A 17,172-nucleotide genomic window follows, 5' to 3' on the forward strand; every position below is an offset into this window, starting at 1 on the left:
TTACTATGTGTGACAAAAGAACGCTTACGTCAAAAACGATTCTAACGCGATTTTAATAAGCCAACATGCGGGGATCAAAGTGCAAACACCCAAAACAGAAAGTTTCTGACGCACAGTAGTGACATGTTGCAAATACTCTTTCTCAGTTTCCAGCATTTCAATTTTGCGGCTAACCGCGTTAGTGGCGCCAGAGGCCTGATTGCGAATCAATGACGTTATGTCTTCATTTACCTGCTGCAACCTTGCACGTTGCAAGCCACGATATCGCACGAATATCTTATAAACCGGCAAGAACAGATATACAAGTAACACGCCGGAAAAGAGATTAAACAACAAAAAGTCCAATACCGGTATCGGCTTATTTATCCAGAACACCGGAATGAGTGCAATACCGCTCATTCCCAGAAGACTGTTGTTCAACGCCATAGAAAACGACTGCTCAATTACTGAATAATCGGTTCGTAAATCACCTGAACGGCTATCACCAATTTTGATTATATAACGGGTATTGCTGGTAACCTGAAGTAAAAACGTTGCCATTAGCAACCAGAATCCGATTGCCGATACTGCGATAGTAAACACCTCTGGCTCGTGAAAGCGATAGATAAGGCCCTCATTCACCATGTATATCACAGGCATGATTACGCCGAAGGTCATCGACCAAATCAGGTGGTTGGCGTATTGATGTGTCAGGACTTTACGGTGGTGCTGAAATTCACTGAGCGCATGTTTTTCCAGAAGAATACTAATCAGTGTACTGCTGACATTTTTATGTATCGCTCTGACTGTGATCCAGAAAAACCCGGTGAGCAATGTTTGCCCCAGGGCGGTATTAAAATCCCGCTGTTGGTTCGCCGTTTCCAGAGGCCAGCTTATAGAGCCAACAATGTGATGAAGCAATAACATCACACAGACAAAGCAGAGTGGGAAAAACCAGACATCGAAATGCGATTTCTGACTAGTGTAAGCATTAAAATTCATGAAAATTTCTACATCATGCTGTCAGGGGCAAGAAGTACAGAAGCAACGTCGTCGCTATTCATTGACAGGGTCATGGAGTGTAGTAATTAACGCGCTGAATTCCAACTTTATTGTCAGAATTTCACCTGCCAATTTGTAAAGGATCATGTCTCTGGCAGGCCAGGCGTTGGTCGTGACACATAGCTACAGCTAATTCATGGCGTTAAGCGCTCACGCCTTGTACTGGCAGTAAGAGCTAACCATAGCCAATATGTATCATTGGTGCCCAGGCCACTGTGAGTGGTATCACTCCGACCATACTGCAAATTCACTGCCACCGGGTTCACAAAAATGAAAGCGTCGTCCACCGGGAAACGAAAAGATGGGTTTGATAATGTTACCGCCGGCTGCAGTAACCTCATCAAGGCAGGCTTCAAGGGAAGTAGTATAGAAAACGAGTAGCGTAGCGCCTCTATCTGTCAGCGAAACCGTCTCCGAATAATAGAAGCCACCTTGTAACTCCTGACTCTCAAACGCAGTATACGCATCTCCATAGTCAGTAAATATCCATCCGAAGACAGACTCAAAAAAGGCTTTCGTTTTCATCAGATCAGCAGAGGGTACTTCTATATAATTAATTGATTTATCGCGCATCAGATTTGTCCTGTGCCGTAAATGCCGCTATCGCTTCATCGGCGGTCATGGTGGCAGTGCATTGAGAGAATCCATAGTAATCAGGTTTCTGATCAATAAAAATTTGCTCGGTTAAGGTGAAGGGTAGGTCATCGCCAAATAGCGCGGCAGGAATAAAATACGCAGCCCTTTGGTTGTAGAAATAAAAAAGATGGGTGCCGCAGTGACGACAAAATCCTCTCTCAGCCCAAGCCGAGGATGTATAGCGGGTAATATCAGCTTCGCCAGAGAGTATGACATCGTCGCCACAGTGCAAAGACAGCAGTGGACCTCCGCCCCATTGCCGACATGTTCTGCAATGACAGGCTGAAATTTCCGGAGTCAGGTGTTTAACCCGTAGACCGACAGACTGACACAAACATTGAGCCAGATAGGACATAGCGTGATTCCAAATTTCATAAACATCCCAGTATAGACAGAGTTTGAAATCTCTTGCCAGTGTTTGCGGTTTATATGGGTATCTCGTATAGACACCCGATTGGCTTACGTGGATGTGAACTAGAGGGATGGCGCGCTTGCTAGCAGGTAAAAAGGCAGTAATTTCTATCCTGAACTAACAACAATAAGGCAAAAAAAAACCCGGCGCTTGGCCGGGTTTTTAGAATAACTACTGATTTATCTTACTTGCGCAGTTTCTGAATCAATCTCAGCTGTGCAATAGCTTCGGCCAACTCATGTGCCGCTTCCGCGTAATTAAAGTCAGCGCCTGGATTGGCGATGTGCTCTTCAGCACGTCGTTTGGCGTCTTCTGCTGCCTTTTCGTCTAAGTCTTCAGCACGAACGGCGACATCAGCCAGTACAGTTACAATGCCGGGTTGTACTTCAAGCACTCCACCAGCTACATAAATAACTTCTTCTTCACCGTACTGTTTCACCAAACGCACCATACCAGGTTTGATAGCAGTAAGTAATGGCGCGTGACCCGGGGTAATACCCAGCTCACCTTCACTACCCGTCACCTGAATGGTTTCGACGCGACCAGAGAAAATCTGTTCTTCTGCGCTTACTACGTCCAGATGTGTTGTCATTGCTGCCATAAGAACCTCCTGATTAGGTACGTAAGCTTATTGAATTGGCTGGTGGATTAGCACCAGCCCATATCAATTATGCTTTTTTGGCTTTTTCTACGGCTTCTTCGATTGAACCTACCATGTAGAAAGCTTGTTCTGGGATGTCGTCATACTCGCCATCCAGAATGCCTTTAAATCCACTGATAGTGTCTTTAAGAGAAACGTACTTACCAGGTGCTCCGGTGAATACTTCCGCTACGAAGAAAGGCTGAGACAGGAAGCGCTGGATCTTACGAGCGCGCGTTACTACCAGTTTATCTTCATCAGACAGTTCGTCCATACCCAGGATTGCGATGATGTCTTTCAGCTCTTTATAGCGCTGAAGAACAGTCTGTACGCCACGCGCTACGTCGTAATGCTCCTGACCGATAACTAGCGGGTCAAGCTGACGAGACGTTGAATCCAGAGGGTCAACCGCAGGGTAGATACCCAGTGATGCGATATCACGAGACAGTACTACCGTTGCATCCAAGTGAGCAAACGTTGTTGCTGGTGACGGGTCAGTCAAGTCATCCGCCGGTACGTATACCGCCTGAATTGACGTGATTGAACCAGTCTTAGTCGACGCGATACGCTCCTGAAGTACACCCATCTCTTCAGCCAGTGTAGGCTGATAACCTACCGCTGAAGGCATACGACCTAACAGTGCAGATACCTCAGTACCGGCAAGTGTATAACGATAGATGTTATCAACGAAGAACAGTACGTCACGACCTTCGTCACGGAACTTCTCTGCCATGGTCAGACCGGTCAGAGCGACACGCAGACGGTTACCCGGTGGCTCGTTCATCTGACCGTAAACCAGAGATACCTTATCCAGTACGTTCGATTCGTTCATTTCATGATAGAAGTCGTTACCCTCACGAGTACGCTCACCAACACCTGCGAATACTGAGAAACCACTGTGCTCAATCGCGATGTTACGGATAAGTTCCATCATGTTTACGGTTTTACCTACACCCGCACCACCGAACAGACCAACTTTACCACCCTTCGCGAATGGGCAAACCAGGTCGATTACCTTAATACCGGTTTCAAGCAGTTCAACTGAGTTTGATTGCTCTTCGTAGGTCGGTGCTGCACGGTGAATAGACATACGCTCTTCTTCACCGATAGGGCCCGCTTCATCAATCGGGTTACCCAACACGTCCATGATACGACCCAAGGTGGATGTACCAACAGGAACCATGATTGGGCCTTCTGTGTTTTCAATCTGTGTACCACGACGCAGACCGTCTGTTGTACCCATGGCGATGGTACGAACAACACCGCCACCTAATTGTTGCTGCACTTCCAGGGTTAGCCCGGATAAGTCACCTTCGGTCACTTTCAGTGCGTCATATACTCTTGGTACCGCATCTTGTGGAAATTCGATATCCACAACGGCGCCAATGATTTGGACGACCTTACCTTGACTCATAATTTGTCCTCGTAATTTCTTTTAAACCTTTGCTTACACCGCTGCGGCACCGCTAACAATCTCACTGATTTCTTGTGTGATTGCAGCCTGACGCGCTTTGTTATATACCAGTTGTAGATCATCAATCAGGTTGCCTGCATTGTCGGTCGCGGCTTTCATTGCGACCATACGGGCAGCTTGTTCTGATGCGGCGTTTTCAACCACGCCCTGGTAAACCTGAGACTCAATATAACGAACCATCAGTGATTCAAGAATTTCTCTTGGATCCGGCTCGTAGATGTAGTCCCAACGATGCTTATAGTCGTCATTATCAGACTTTGGCAAAGGCAATAATTGATTGCACACTGGCGTCTGTGTCATGGTGTTAACGAAGTTATTAAAGACCAGATAAACACGGTCTAACTTACCTTCGTCATAAGCTTTCAGCATTGTGCGTACTACGCCTACCACATCACTGACCGATGGCTTGTCGCCCAAACCAGATTCAGCAGCTAATAACGAGCCACCGAAACGATTGAAGAACGCACATGCCTTCGAGCCTAACGCTGCGAAATCCACCTCAACTTCTTTTTCCTTCCAGTCTCTGACTTTCTGGGTCACGAGCTTAAATTCGTTGGTGTTTAAGCCACCACATAAGCCCCGGTCGGTGGAAATCACAATGTAACCAACACGCTTGACTTCACGCTCTTCCAAATATGGATGGCGATATTCAAGGTTACCGTTGGCAATGTGACCAATCACTTTTAGCATGCTTTGTGCGTACGGACGGCCAGTAGCCATACGTTGCTGAGCCTTTTTCATTTTAGAGGCAGCAACCATTTCCATCGCACTGGTAATCTTTTGAGTATTTTTAATACTCCCAATCTTACCTTTTATCTCTTTACCGCTGGCCATGACTATCTCTCCGATTACTCAACGTACGTGCTGACCATAAAGGTCAGCACCCGGTGATTACCAAGTTTGTGTCGCTTTGAAGTCAGTCAAAGCGTCATTCAACTTCGATGCAATCTCGTCGTTGTAGTTACCTGTTTCGTTGATAGTCTTCATCAGGTCAGCGTGTTCGCTGTTCATGTAAGAGTGCAGAGCCGCTTCAAAGTCCAGGACTTTATTAAGCTCGACACCCTTAAGGAAACCTTTTTCTACCGCGAACAGGGAAACACCCATGTCAGCAATTGACAGTGGTGAATACTGTTTCTGTTTCATCAGCTCGGTAACAGTTTGACCGTGTTCCAACTGCTCACGAGTCGCTTCATCAAGGTCAGATGCGAACTGAGAGAACGCTGCAAGTTCACGATACTGAGCTAGAGCAAGACGGATACCGCCACCCAGCTTCTTGATGATTTTCGTCTGTGCAGAACCACCAACACGCGATACTGAGATACCGGCGTTAACCGCAGGGCGGATACCAGCATTGAACAGGTCAGTTTCTAAGAAGATCTGACCGTCAGTAATCGAGATTACGTTGGTTGGTACGAATGCAGATACGTCACCCGCTTGCGTTTCAATGATAGGCAGAGCGGTCAATGAACCGGTTTTACCTTTCACTTCACCGTTGGTGAAACGCTCAACATATTGCTCGTTTACACGGGCAGCACGTTCAAGCAGACGCGAGTGAAGATAGAATACGTCACCTGGGTAGGCTTCACGACCTGGAGGACGCTTCAGAAGTAGTGAGATCTGACGGTATGCAACAGCCTGTTTAGACAGGTCATCGTATACGATTAATGCGTCTTCACCACGGTCACGGAAGTATTCACCCATGGTACAACCAGAGTAAGGTGCCAGATACTGCAGTGCTGCAGATTCTGAAGCAGATGCCGCAACCACAATGGTGTGTTCCATTGCGCCGTGCTCTTCCAGCTTACGTACCACGTTAGAGATGGTAGATGCTTTCTGACCAACTGCTACGTATACGCACTTAATGCCAGTGCCTTTCTGGTTAATAATGGCATCAACAGCCATCGCGGTTTTACCAGTCTGACGGTCACCGATAACCAGCTCACGCTGACCACGACCGATTGGGATCATAGAGTCGACAGACTTATAACCCGTTTGAACTGGTTGATCGACCGATTGACGTTCGATTACACCCGGTGCAATCTTTTCAACTGGCTCGAAGCCATCCGCATCGATAGAACCTTTTCCGTCAATTGGCTCACCCAGGGTGTTTACAACACGACCCAACAGGTTACGGCCAACTGGAACTTCAAGGATACGACCAGATGATTGTACTTTTACGCCTTCTTTAAGGTCGGCGTATGGACCCATAACAACTGCACCAACTGAGTCACGCTCAAGGTTTAGTGCGATTGCAAAGCGACCGCCAGGAAGTTCGATCATCTCACCTTGCATTACATCGGCCAGGCCGTGAATGCGGATGATACCGTCGGTTACTGCGACGATCGTACCTTCATTGCGTGCTTCACTGGTTACATTAAACTGTTCAATTCTTTTCTTGATCAGTTCTGCAATTTCAGTGGAATTAAGTTGCATGCTCTTATCCCCGTTATGCTTGCAACGCGTCTGCGAGACGGTTCAATTTCGACTTTACGGAACCATCAATTACTGTATCGCCAGACTTAATGATTAAGCCGGCAACCAGAGCAGGATCCACGTTACAAATAAGCTTCACTTTACGTGCCAGACGTTTTTCCAGTGTTGTATTCAGCTCAGTTAGTTGGGCTGCTGTCAGCTCAGTCGCTGACGTGACTTCAACATCCACTTCTTTGTCGTACTCTGCCTTGAAGGCATCGAACATCTCGGAAATTTCCGGAAGCACTGGTAAACGTTTATTTTCAGCCAGAACCTTAATCAGATTCTGGCCATTTTCGTCGAGTTGTTCGCCGCAGATATTGTTGAAAATCTCTGCAAGTGATTCGGCAGCAACGGCACCGGTGAGTAACTGGTGCATTTCATCGTTGCTGGCGACTTCAGCAGAAAAAGCCAACATATCCTGCCATTTGGCTACGGCTTTATGCTCAACAGCAAAATCGAAAGCAGCTTTCGCATAGGGACGAGCAACGGTTGTCAATTCAGACATGGCTCATCTCCCTATCAAAGCTCAGCGACAAGTTTTTCAACAATGTCGTTTTGTGCTTGTGCATCGATTTCACGTTGTAAGATCTGCTGTGCGCCAGCTACTGCAAGGGCAGCAACCTGCTTACGTAGATCTTCTTTGGCACGATTGCGTTCAGCTTCAATCTCGGCATAACCTGATGCGATGATTTTTTCACGTTCGGCATGGCCTTTCTGCGTTTCTTCGTCAACCAGTTGGTTGGCACGCTTCTTTGCCTGCTCGATAATTTCCGCTGCTTGTGCTTTCGCGTCTTTGAGCTGCTCAGTAGCTTTCGCCTGAGCCAGTTCCAGGTCTTTCTCAGCACGATCAGAAGCCGCAAGGCCATCGGCTATCTTCTTCTGACGTTCTTCGATCGCACCCATTAGTGGCGGCCATACATACTTTTTGCAGAACCACACAAAAACGATGAATGCGATTGTTTGACCTATAAGAGTGGCGTTAATATTCACGACCGCTCCTCCTCATTAATGTTCGCTAAATGGTGGATTAAAGTAGATATTCCGGTGGAGCGAACAGAAGGAACAGGGCGATACCTACACCGATCATCGCGATCGCATCGATAAGACCCGCTACGATGAACATTTTAACTTGTAGTTGAGGGGCTAGTTCAGGCTGACGAGCTGCAGATTCCAGGAATTTTCCACCCAGAAGACCGAAGCCAATAGCGGTACCTAGGGCACCCAGACCAATTAAGATAGCAACTGCAATTGCAAGCATTGTAAATCTCCGATTTATAGTTAAGTTTAAAGTTAAAAGTAAAAGTAAAACTCGTTTTAAAAAGCCTCGTGAATTAATGCCTCACGAGGCGCTTAATACTGCTTAGTGGTCTTCACTCGCCAGGCTCAGATACACGATGGTCAGCATCATGAATATGAACGCTTGCAGAGGGAGAACCAGAATGTGGAACACAGCCCATGCGAAGTGCAGTGGTAACTGCATATAGCCAATTGTGGCAATCAGAATGAAGATTAGCTCACTGGCGTACAGGTTACCGAACAAACGCAGTGCAAGAGACAGAGGTCTTGCGAGCAGAGTTACGGTTTCCAGAATAAAGTTTACCGGAATAAACGCCCAGTGATTGAAAGGCTGCATCGTCAGCTCTTTAGTGAAGCCACCAAAGCCTTTCATTTTAATTGAGTAATACAGAATGAGAACGAATACACCCAGGGCCAGCGCGAAGGTTACATTCAGGTCAGTGGTAGGCACTGCTTTCATATAGACATCGTGGGGGTCCATACCAAAGCCGTATTGTCCAATCAGACCAGCAATAGACGGCAACCAGTCAACCGGAACCAAATCCATCAGGTTCATCAGCAATACCCACACGAAAATGGTCAGTGCCAGTGGTGCAATCAGGTCGCTTTTACCGTGATATGTGCTTTTTACGTTGTCATCGACAAACTCTACGATCAGCTCAATAAAAGCCTGAAGTTTGCCCGGTACACCTGAAGTTGCTTTTTTTGCAACAGCGCGGAATCCTAAAATGAACAGTAAGCCAAGTGCAACAGACCAGGCCAGTGAGTCCACATGCCATGCCCAGAAACCGGCATCAGAACACGCTTTGTTAAACGCGATCCCGTTTTCTGTTGAGCACATTGTGGCATTGGTCAAGTGGTGCTTGATGTATTCTGAGGTAGTGTATTCAGATGCCATTGTTTAACCCAAATTGTAAAGTGTGAAAATCGTATCTGGTTCCGTATCAGCCGTCTTTGCGACCTTAGCACTAATCATTCGCAGAAAAGTGGTACCGCTTTGTTATTTTCGTTCTTGCGTACCGTCTCGGAACATCACCAGCCAGTAGCTGGTAGTCGTAATGGCGAAGGCGATAAACACCGGCAGGGGAGACGCTCTCAACCCTGCAAAGGCCACTACGAATAAAATAATTGTTAACGCCAGTTTGGCTTTCGCTCCCTGGCTGAAACTTCTTGCAACCAGATTGTTTTGTCTGGCTCCGGCGTAGCGAAACGCGAAGCCAGCGAATAACCTGGTGGGCAAAATACTGATAATCGCGCCGCAGGCCAGCGATATCGCTAATTGGTAGCCGGTGTAACAAAGCCCAAAAAGAACCAGCAAAGATGCGATAACGCACTGAAAAATAAAACCTTTTCTGGCTAATTCTCGGCCCCGGCCAACCAGGTCTCGACTCACGGCTTTTTCCTGCTTGTTCGTGCCCAACAAAAAGCGTCAGAAGTATACTGTTTTACCGACATTTTTCAACAGTACATCGCTTTCTGAAAGTTATTCTGAAAATTTTCACGCAATATATCGGATTGCCGCCGCATTCTACCCTGAAAAAGGGGACTTTGCGACCTTTGCAACCCCCCCGATAAAACCTTTTCTGTAAAGTTTTTAACTTACTGAATTTTAGAGATTATTCCGTCGAGCTGATCAAGGTCGTTAAAGCTGATAACCATTTTCCCTTTGCCTTTTGCATTATGGTCAATCACAACCTGTGCACCCAGATTTTCTGAAAGTTGTGTCATCAGATTTTTCACATCAGGGTCTATCTCTTTTTCCGGCTTTGGCTTAGCAGGTTCGAGTAGTTTACGAACCAGTTTTTCGGTATCGCGCACGGTCAGTCCCTTTCCAGACACTGTCTGTGCAGCCTCAGACTGCATATCACCGTCCAACGCCAGCAAAGCTCGTGCATGGCCCATTTCGATGTCGCCGTGCTCTACCAGTAATTTCACATCATCATTAAGATTATTTAAGCGAAGTAGATTGGTTACGGTAGTTCGTGACTTACCCACCGCTTCGGCGACTTCCTGATGAGTGAGTTCGAACTCAATCATTAATCGGTCCAGTGCCTGTGCTTCTTCCATGGCGTTGAGGTCTTCACGTTGGATATTTTCAATCAGCGCGATAGCAACCGCAGCCTCGTCCGGAACGTTCTTGACCAGACAAGGGACCTCATCGAGTTGCGCTAATTGCGCGGCACGCCAGCGTCGTTCACCGGCAATAATTTCAAAGCGGTGCTGTTCAAGCTGTCTGACGACGATAGGCTGAATAACGCCCTGAGAACGGATTGAGGAGGCAAGCTCTTCCAGCGCTTCTGGCGACATATCTTTACGAGGCTGATATTTGCCAGGAACGAGGTATTCAATGGGAAGCTTACTAAGTTCACTGTGTGTCGGGTTTGATTCGGGTTGTTGTTGTCGGTCGGAAGACTGGCTGGTAGCCAGAAGCGCGTCAAGACCGCGACCAAGTCCTCTTTTTTTCGCTGACATAGTATCCTCAAGTGCCAGATATCAGTCTGGCAATACCGTTTTGCTTAACTGGCTTTCGCCGGGGATTGTACTGCTTTATCGCGACGGCGAAGAATCTCGCCAGCCAACGCCAGGTACGCTTTTGCACCGGTTGATGACTTGTCGTAATACATTGCCGGCGCACCAAAACTGGGGGCTTCCGCTAACCGCACGTTTCGCGGAATTACTGTGCGGTACACCTGCTCACCAAAATGGCGTTTTAATTGTTCCGACACGTCATTGGCGAGACGGTTGCGCGGATCATACATGGTTCTGAGAACACCTTCTATCCTCAGATTCGGGTTTACCACCGAAGCCAGTTTCTGAATAGTGTCCATCAGCGCAGTTAAGCCTTCCAGTGCGTAATATTCACACTGCATCGGTACCAATACCGAATCCGCAGCGGCCAGTGCGTTAACCGTCAGTTGGTTTAGTGAGGGCGGGCAATCGATAAAGACAAAATCATAATAATCCATGACAGGCTTTAATGCGTTTCGAAGGCGAACTTCCCGGGCGAATTGCTCCATCAGTTTAATTTCGGCGGCAGTGACATCACCGTTAGCGGCAATTAGATCGTATTTTCCTGATGTATTGTGAACAATGACATCGTTGATAGGTTTATCTTCAATCAGTAACTCATAGGCAGTTGCATCGACATCATACTTATCGACACCGCTTCCCATCGTGGCGTTGCCCTGCGGATCCAGATCGATTAACAGCACTTTGCGTTTTGTTGCTGCCATCGAGGCCGCCACATTGACTGCTGTGGTGGTTTTACCCACTCCCCCTTTCTGATTCGCTATTGCGATAACCTTAGCCACTGTTCGTCCCGTTACGCTTTAATGATCGTTACCAGATGTCTTTCGCCTTCGAGTCCCGGCACAGACAGATTATCCACTTTATCGATATGAAAGTGATCACTCACTTCGTCTATTTCAGACTGCGGAAACTGTCCTTTGAGCGCCAGAAACTTACCCTGAGAATCTACCAGATGCTCACACCAGTGCAACATATCTTTTAATGACGCAAACGCCCGGCTTACTACTGCATCGTAGGAGTGCAGCGGGTTGTGGGCCTCTACACGAGCCTGAATGGGTGAGGCATTTTTGACGTTCATTTCAAATAAAGCCTGTTTCATGAAGCGAACACGCTTACCCAGACTGTCCAATAACGTAAACTGCACGTCAGGAAGAACAATTGCCAGCGGAATTCCCGGCAAGCCAGGCCCGGTACCAACATCAATGACGTTGCTGTCCTGAATAAACGGTTTTACCGCCAGCGAATCTAAAATGTGTTTGACCATCATTTGTTCAGGGTCGCGCACGGATGTCAGATTATAGGCTTTGTTCCATTTGTGAATGAGAGCGACGTAGTGCACCAGAAGCTCGCGCTGCTTCTCTGTGATGTCATCAAGACCAAGACTGGCAATGCCGTCGTCCAGGATACGACGCAATGCGTCTTCATTCAGTTTGGCTATGGTCACGCGGTTTTTAAATCCTGTTTTCTTAACATGCCATGTTTCTTGAGGTACACCAGCAACAGCGAAATGGCTGCAGGCGTGATCCCGGAAATGCGGGACGCTTTCCCAATCGTTTCGGGACGTGCGTCAGTCAGCTTGGCAATCACTTCATTCGAAAGGCCGGATATCTTACTGTAATCGAAGTCTGCTGGCAGCAATGTATTTTCATGACGTTGCGCTTTCGCTATCTCATCAAGCTGTCTGGCAATGTAACCCGCGTATTTGATCTGAATTTCCACCTGCTCTGCGGCAATAGGATCTTCAACCTTAGGCCCCAGGCTTTCGATAGAAGTGAGTTTTGCGTAAGTCATCTCAGGGCGACGGATAAGTTCTTCCAGCGAATGCTCACGGCTTACCGGGTTTTTCAGTAGCGGATTGAGGGATTCCACCGCACTGTGATCCGGATGGATCCACTGGCCTCGCAATCGCGCCAGCTCTTTTTCTACCACTTCCATCTTATCGTTATATTTCTGCCAGCGTGCTTCGTCCACCAGCCCAAGTTCACGACCCATTTCGGTCAGGCGGCTGTCGGCATTGTCTTCACGCAGTAACAGACGATATTCCGCGCGGCTGGTAAACATGCGATAGGGTTCTTTGGTACCCATAGTGGCGAGATCATCAATCAATACGCCCATGTAAGCCTGATCACGACGCAGGATCATGGGATCTTTTTCCTGAACTTGCAGTGCCGCATTGGCACCTGCCACCAGGCCTTGCGCACCGGCTTCTTCGTAGCCTGTTGTGCCATTTATCTGACCGGCGAAGAACAAGCCGTTGATAAATTTGGTTTCCAGCGTTTGACGCAGATCCCGAGGATCAAAGAAATCATATTCAATGGCATATCCAGGTCGAACGATATGGGCATTCTCAAACCCTTTGATTGAACGCACCAGCGCCATCTGCACATCAAATGGCAGACTGGTTGAGATCCCATTCGGATACACCTCAATGCTGTTAAGCCCTTCCGGCTCGACAAAAATCTGATGAGAGTCTTTGTCAGCAAAGCGCGTAATTTTGTCTTCAATGCTAGGACAGTAACGCGGGCCAACGCCTTCTATCACGCCGGTAAACATCGGTGATCTGTCCAGGCCACCGCGAATAATATCGTGAGTTTGCGCGTTAGTGTGCGTGATGTAGCAAGGGATCTGCCGGGGATGCATAGCGCGATCACCCATGAATGAGAATACCGGTACCGGATCATCGCCGGCCTGCTCCTGCATCACGCTGAAATCCAGTGAGCGTGCATCGAGTCTCGCTGGCGTGCCGGTTTTTAGGCGGTCAACTCGGAACGGTAGTGCACGCAGTCTGTCAGCCAGCGCTATCGAAGGAGGATCGCCTGCACGTCCGCCACGGTAGTTTTCAAGGCCAATATGAATGGTTCCCCCTAGAAACGTACCCACCGTAAGCACCACTGCTTTGGCTTTAAATTTGAGACCCATCTGCGTGACAACGCCAGTCACGCGATCATTTTCAACGATCAGGTCGTCAACGCTTTGTTGAAAAAGCGTAAGATTTGGCTGGTTTTCAACAATACTTCTTATGGCGTTGCGATATAAGGTTCTGTCAGCCTGGGCGCGGGTTGCGCGCACAGCCGGGCCCTTGCTGGAATTCAAGGTTCTGAACTGGATCCCACCCTGGTCGATCGCCAGTGCCATAGCACCACCTAGGGCATCGATTTCTTTCACTAAATGTCCTTTTCCGATCCCGCCGATCGCAGGATTACAGGACATCTGCCCGATCGTCTCAATATTATGGGTTAACAGTAACGTATTCACACCCATGCGAGCAGAAGCTAGTGCGGCTTCGGTGCCTGCATGTCCGCCACCGACGACAATGACGTCAAACGCTTGTTGATAAAACATGGAATACCTCGTTAAACCTGATGAAACCGGACTTTTTCAGATTTGGAAAACCAGAGTGTGGTCTGAAAAAGGGCGCGTATTTTAGCTGAAGTCTTGGTGAATGAAAATGGTTAAATTTTCTTCAGTGAGATCTTTGTTTGAAAAAAGGATCGTGGCTAGTGATCTTAAGATCTCTTAGAGATCTCTTTATTTTTATATTTATTAGGATCGCGAAGATCTGTTGATAAGGCACTTAAGTTGATAATTAACAGTAGTTTACAAGAATGATAACTATGGGGACATGGGATCGTTATCCCCCTTGTGATCCTGTGTATAACCAGTGTATTTATCCACAACAGCAATTCAGTGAAAAACAGTCCCGTTTGAGATCAGAGCTTATACACAGTGGATCAGAGGATCCTATCCACAGGAGTGATCAAAGTGTGATCTGGCTGGGGATAAAGTGTTGAGTAGATCCTGGTTGTGATCAAAAAAAGCCCACTTAGCATGGGCTTGATCGCGATCTTACTGTGGATTAGATCTTTTCCACACGAACACTGCCACCTGAGGTATGCAATTCAATTTCAGGGCCACCGCCATTTATTTTTCCCCGGATCCGCTGCTTTTTTACCTTACCTGAAACGTCAAATTCTGTTTTTACACGACCGCCGCTGGTTGATGCGTCGATATCAATGGCCACATTTGCAGGCAGACGCGCGGTAATGGAGCCTCCTGAAGTCGTTAAACTGGCATCTTTTAACGGTTGTTTTGCGAACGTCACGTTGATACTGCCTCCGGAGGTATGCGCATCGATTTCGCCCATTACATCCTCTGTACGGATAGATCCGCCTGAGGTATGCAGGCTGATATCGCCGTTCACATCACCCACACTGATTGAGCCTCCTGAGGTCCTGACTTTAATTTCCCCTGTGATATCGTCTATTTCAATACTGCCACCTGATGTATCCAGATCCAGGTTAAAGCGTTTGGGTACAGTAATTTGGTATTTCACCTTCAGTGAATTCCAGTTCCAGCCGTGGCTATTGTCATTCCTTCCAACAATTTCCAGGCCGTCATCATTCACATCAAAGCTGATGTCAAAATTGTCTTCCTGGCTGCCCTCGACTTCGGCAAATACCTCTATGCTGTCGTTATTGTGGGTCTTAATTTCGATACTGCCGGCGTCAGTTTTTACTGTCAGGCTTTCACCTTCCGTTACTGTAAAGCTGCGTTCTATTTCCTTTGCGTTCGCCAGTGAGGCCGTTGTAAGAGCGGTAAACAGGGTAGCGATGGCAATGCGCGAGAATAAAGTTGGGTTAAGCATGTGCATATCCTTAGTCAAATCAGTTGTGGCATCTGTTACTGAGGATATGTCGCAATGCGAATTGGGAAAGTTTAAATGTGTAAGAAAAAGTTTTTCTTAGCGAACCTGATTAGGTTGATAGCGACTGGACGATGCCGTTGTTTCAGGTTCATCCTGACCTAATTCCTGACGACGACTGGGGCCTGAGAAGCGTACTTTATAGGTATCGTACTCTTTGATAGATTCGAAACAGTAACGGCCCAGAGCGTGCTCCAGCTCGTTCAGATTATGGTTGGTAATGATGATGCAGTTTTTCTTGTTTACGAGTCGCTGACGAAGCAGGTTACCTAACCAGCTCTGGGTGTTCTTCTTTAACACAGATTCGTTAACACACACTTCATCAAGGATCAGCAGATCGACATCGAGCAATTCCTGATTGGCTTCGCGAAACTTCTGGCCAATGTTGTCCTGTGCATTGAAGTCGAAAGAAAAATAGCGCATTTCCTGCAGTGTAGACAACTGGCGGTACAGCACAGAAATTTCATACTGATCAATCAACTGGTGTGCGATAGCGCCGGCAATATGGGATTTTCCGCGTCCATAATCACCGTAAAACAACATCATGTGAGAGCCGCTTTCCCGCCAGGACGGATCGTCGTGAGCCGCTATAAAGGATTGCGCGATTGAGACAGCCTCTATGACATCGTCGCTGTCTTCAATCAGATTGGCGAAGGTCCACTTGGGATTAAGATCAGAACGACCGTGAATGGCTTGTACGCGTTCTTTCTTCGCTCGTTGTTGTAACTGTTGGATCTCCTGATTTGCCTGCTCTTCGTAATGCTTACGCAATACGTTGTAGTCGACATACTGATTGTCAGTATCGACATTTCTACCCATTGAGCGGGCGAGATTAGCAATTTTATCTTTTATGGAATCCATACAGGGTTACGACTTCTTCTTAGCAGCGTATTTTTCTACCAGTTTGCGGGCATTATCATCTGCTTCAATGCCCGGCGCAACCTTCACGTTTTGTGAACCGACTTTGCGAACTTGTGTTTGTCCGCTGGCCAGACGTTTACGTTTCATGCCATAAGCAAATTTCTGGGTCCACTGAAAATGGCTGAATACTGTTGCTGGGCGGCCGAGCCAGTAAGCAACGAATTCACCGATATCCTCTTCTGAGTAGTCCTGGTCTATCAGCCCAAGCAGGTTAGCCATGTCTTTAAACAGCGTTTCATCCGGTCGCCAGCTAACCTGCATCGGCTGGTGTTGGTGATGTAAATGCAGGTAGGCGTCCTGTTTTGCCGCAATCAACGGCAGGATAAGCGCCACGCCATTTAGCGACTGTTCCAGCGTATACGCTTCAGGAAGTGCTATCAGCCCGTGCTGTTCTAACTGGCGAAGTACACTGTTGACCTGGCGACCACGCGTATACTGACCGTCTGGCTGGTCGCCATTGAGTAACGCCAACAGGCTTTTATATTGCAGTGGTGCGCTGGTCGCTGTGCTGATATTTGCGGTTGGCCGCAGTCCCAGGCAATACAGAACTCTGGCATCATTAGATAATGCCTGATTCAGTGCCTGATGTTCTGCTTCAGTAAATAGCATCGCTGTTAGCTTACCGTTTTTTCCAGCCAGGCAACGGCTTCATCTTCCGGAATAGGATGGTTTAGTACATCGATATGGAAAGGCGCGGCCAGTAACGTGGCATTGCCGTCTTTCAGCAGGGTTTCCATGGTCATAGCGCCAAAACAGAAGGTGTCGTAGCTACTGTCGCCCAAACCGATAACGTAGGCGTTTACTGCTGATAAATCTTTATCTTTAAGCTGTTCGGCAAAAGGCTGAATATTGTCTGGTAAGTCGCCGGCGCCGTGCGTAGATGTGCAGACTATCCAGGTGCTGTCCGTGTCGATGGAATCAAAATCCGGCTCCAGCTGGATGTCGGCCTGAAAGCCTTTTTCTTTTAATGTGTCTGACAGTGCATCAGCAACATATTCCGACGCGCCTAATACTGAGCCCACTAAGATAGTGAAATGCTTTGACAT

General features: G+C 47.6%; 20 protein-coding genes. All 20 read right to left on the minus strand.

Annotation, left to right across the window (positions count from 1 at the left end; translation table 11 throughout):
- Positions 1-24: 24 nt before the first annotated feature.
- The 20 genes from JKP77_RS15600 to mioC all read right to left on the minus strand — a co-directional run bounded on the left by JKP77_RS15600 (position 25) and on the right by mioC (position 17,172).
- Positions 25-981 carry a hypothetical protein gene (locus JKP77_RS15600; RefSeq protein WP_218312089.1) on the minus strand — a complete coding sequence of 319 codons (957 nt, stop codon included), beginning with the start codon at positions 979-981 and terminating at the stop codon, positions 25-27.
- Between the two features lie 285 nt (positions 982-1,266).
- Positions 1,267-1,614 carry a VOC family protein gene (locus JKP77_RS15605; protein ID WP_420840071.1) on the minus strand — a complete coding sequence of 116 codons (348 nt, stop codon included), beginning with the start codon at positions 1,612-1,614 and terminating at the stop codon, positions 1,267-1,269.
- Entirely contained in the window at positions 1,604-2,032 is a 429-nt protein-coding gene (locus JKP77_RS15610; RefSeq protein ID WP_218312090.1) for a GFA family protein, read from the minus strand. Before JKP77_RS15610 ends, JKP77_RS15605 begins: the two co-directional genes overlap by 11 nt.
- A 241-nt stretch (positions 2,033-2,273) precedes the next feature.
- Complete coding sequence (locus JKP77_RS15615) at positions 2,274-2,690, minus strand: F0F1 ATP synthase subunit epsilon (RefSeq protein ID WP_218312091.1); 417 nt, start codon at positions 2,688-2,690, stop codon at positions 2,274-2,276.
- 67 nt (positions 2,691-2,757) lie between these two features.
- A complete protein-coding gene (gene atpD / locus JKP77_RS15620; protein ID WP_218312092.1) occupies positions 2,758-4,143 on the minus strand; it encodes a F0F1 ATP synthase subunit beta in 1,386 nt (461 codons plus the stop codon).
- Between the two features lie 33 nt (positions 4,144-4,176).
- Positions 4,177-5,037, minus strand: coding sequence for a F0F1 ATP synthase subunit gamma (atpG, locus tag JKP77_RS15625; protein ID WP_218312093.1), 861 nt, complete (start codon positions 5,035-5,037; stop codon positions 4,177-4,179).
- Positions 5,038-5,094: 57 nt separating this feature from the next.
- Positions 5,095-6,636, minus strand: a complete 1,542-nt coding sequence (gene atpA, locus JKP77_RS15630) for a F0F1 ATP synthase subunit alpha (RefSeq protein ID WP_218312094.1) — start codon at positions 6,634-6,636, stop codon at positions 5,095-5,097.
- A 13-nt stretch (positions 6,637-6,649) separates the two neighbouring features.
- On the minus strand, positions 6,650-7,183 hold the full coding sequence (gene atpH, locus JKP77_RS15635; protein ID WP_218312095.1) for a F0F1 ATP synthase subunit delta: 534 nt from the start codon (positions 7,181-7,183) through the stop codon (positions 6,650-6,652).
- Between the two features lie 14 nt (positions 7,184-7,197).
- On the minus strand, positions 7,198-7,668 hold the full coding sequence (atpF, locus tag JKP77_RS15640; RefSeq protein ID WP_218312096.1) for a F0F1 ATP synthase subunit B: 471 nt from the start codon (positions 7,666-7,668) through the stop codon (positions 7,198-7,200).
- A gap of 37 nt (positions 7,669-7,705) precedes the next feature.
- Positions 7,706-7,936, minus strand: a complete 231-nt coding sequence (atpE, locus tag JKP77_RS15645; RefSeq protein WP_218312097.1) for a F0F1 ATP synthase subunit C — start codon at positions 7,934-7,936, stop codon at positions 7,706-7,708.
- A gap of 102 nt (positions 7,937-8,038) precedes the next feature.
- Positions 8,039-8,872, minus strand: coding sequence for a F0F1 ATP synthase subunit A (gene atpB, locus JKP77_RS15650; protein ID WP_218312098.1), 834 nt, complete (start codon positions 8,870-8,872; stop codon positions 8,039-8,041).
- Between the two features lie 102 nt (positions 8,873-8,974).
- The gene (locus JKP77_RS15655; protein ID WP_218312099.1) at positions 8,975-9,367 is read right to left on the minus strand and encodes an ATP synthase subunit I; all 393 of its coding nucleotides are present in this window, start codon (positions 9,365-9,367) and stop codon (positions 8,975-8,977) included.
- Positions 9,368-9,573: 206 nt separating this feature from the next.
- A complete protein-coding gene (locus JKP77_RS15660) occupies positions 9,574-10,446 on the minus strand; it encodes a ParB/RepB/Spo0J family partition protein (RefSeq protein ID WP_218312100.1) in 873 nt (290 codons plus the stop codon).
- A 44-nt stretch (positions 10,447-10,490) separates the two neighbouring features.
- Positions 10,491-11,285, minus strand: a complete 795-nt coding sequence (locus JKP77_RS15665) for a ParA family protein (protein ID WP_218312101.1) — start codon at positions 11,283-11,285, stop codon at positions 10,491-10,493.
- Between the two features lie 11 nt (positions 11,286-11,296).
- Positions 11,297-11,941 carry a 16S rRNA (guanine(527)-N(7))-methyltransferase RsmG gene (gene rsmG, locus JKP77_RS15670; protein WP_420840072.1) on the minus strand — a complete coding sequence of 215 codons (645 nt, stop codon included), beginning with the start codon at positions 11,939-11,941 and terminating at the stop codon, positions 11,297-11,299.
- A gap of 2 nt (positions 11,942-11,943) precedes the next feature.
- Positions 11,944-13,845 (minus strand): tRNA uridine-5-carboxymethylaminomethyl(34) synthesis enzyme MnmG, encoded by a 1,902-nt coding sequence (gene mnmG, locus JKP77_RS15675; RefSeq protein WP_218312102.1) that lies wholly within the window; start codon positions 13,843-13,845, stop codon positions 11,944-11,946.
- A gap of 514 nt (positions 13,846-14,359) precedes the next feature.
- Entirely contained in the window at positions 14,360-15,148 is a 789-nt protein-coding gene (locus JKP77_RS15680; RefSeq protein WP_218312103.1) for a DUF4097 family beta strand repeat-containing protein, read from the minus strand.
- A gap of 96 nt (positions 15,149-15,244) precedes the next feature.
- Positions 15,245-16,066 (minus strand): ATP-binding protein, encoded by an 822-nt coding sequence (locus tag JKP77_RS15685; protein WP_218312104.1) that lies wholly within the window; start codon positions 16,064-16,066, stop codon positions 15,245-15,247.
- 6 nt (positions 16,067-16,072) lie between these two features.
- The gene (locus JKP77_RS15690) at positions 16,073-16,735 is read right to left on the minus strand and encodes a DnaT-like ssDNA-binding domain-containing protein (RefSeq protein WP_218312105.1); all 663 of its coding nucleotides are present in this window, start codon (positions 16,733-16,735) and stop codon (positions 16,073-16,075) included.
- 5 nt (positions 16,736-16,740) lie between these two features.
- Positions 16,741-17,172, minus strand: coding sequence for an FMN-binding protein MioC (gene mioC, locus JKP77_RS15695; RefSeq protein WP_218312106.1), 432 nt, complete (start codon positions 17,170-17,172; stop codon positions 16,741-16,743).

This window comes from Alteromonas antoniana (assembly GCF_019249295.1).
Taxonomy (GTDB): domain Bacteria; phylum Pseudomonadota; class Gammaproteobacteria; order Enterobacterales; family Alteromonadaceae; genus Alteromonas; species Alteromonas antoniana.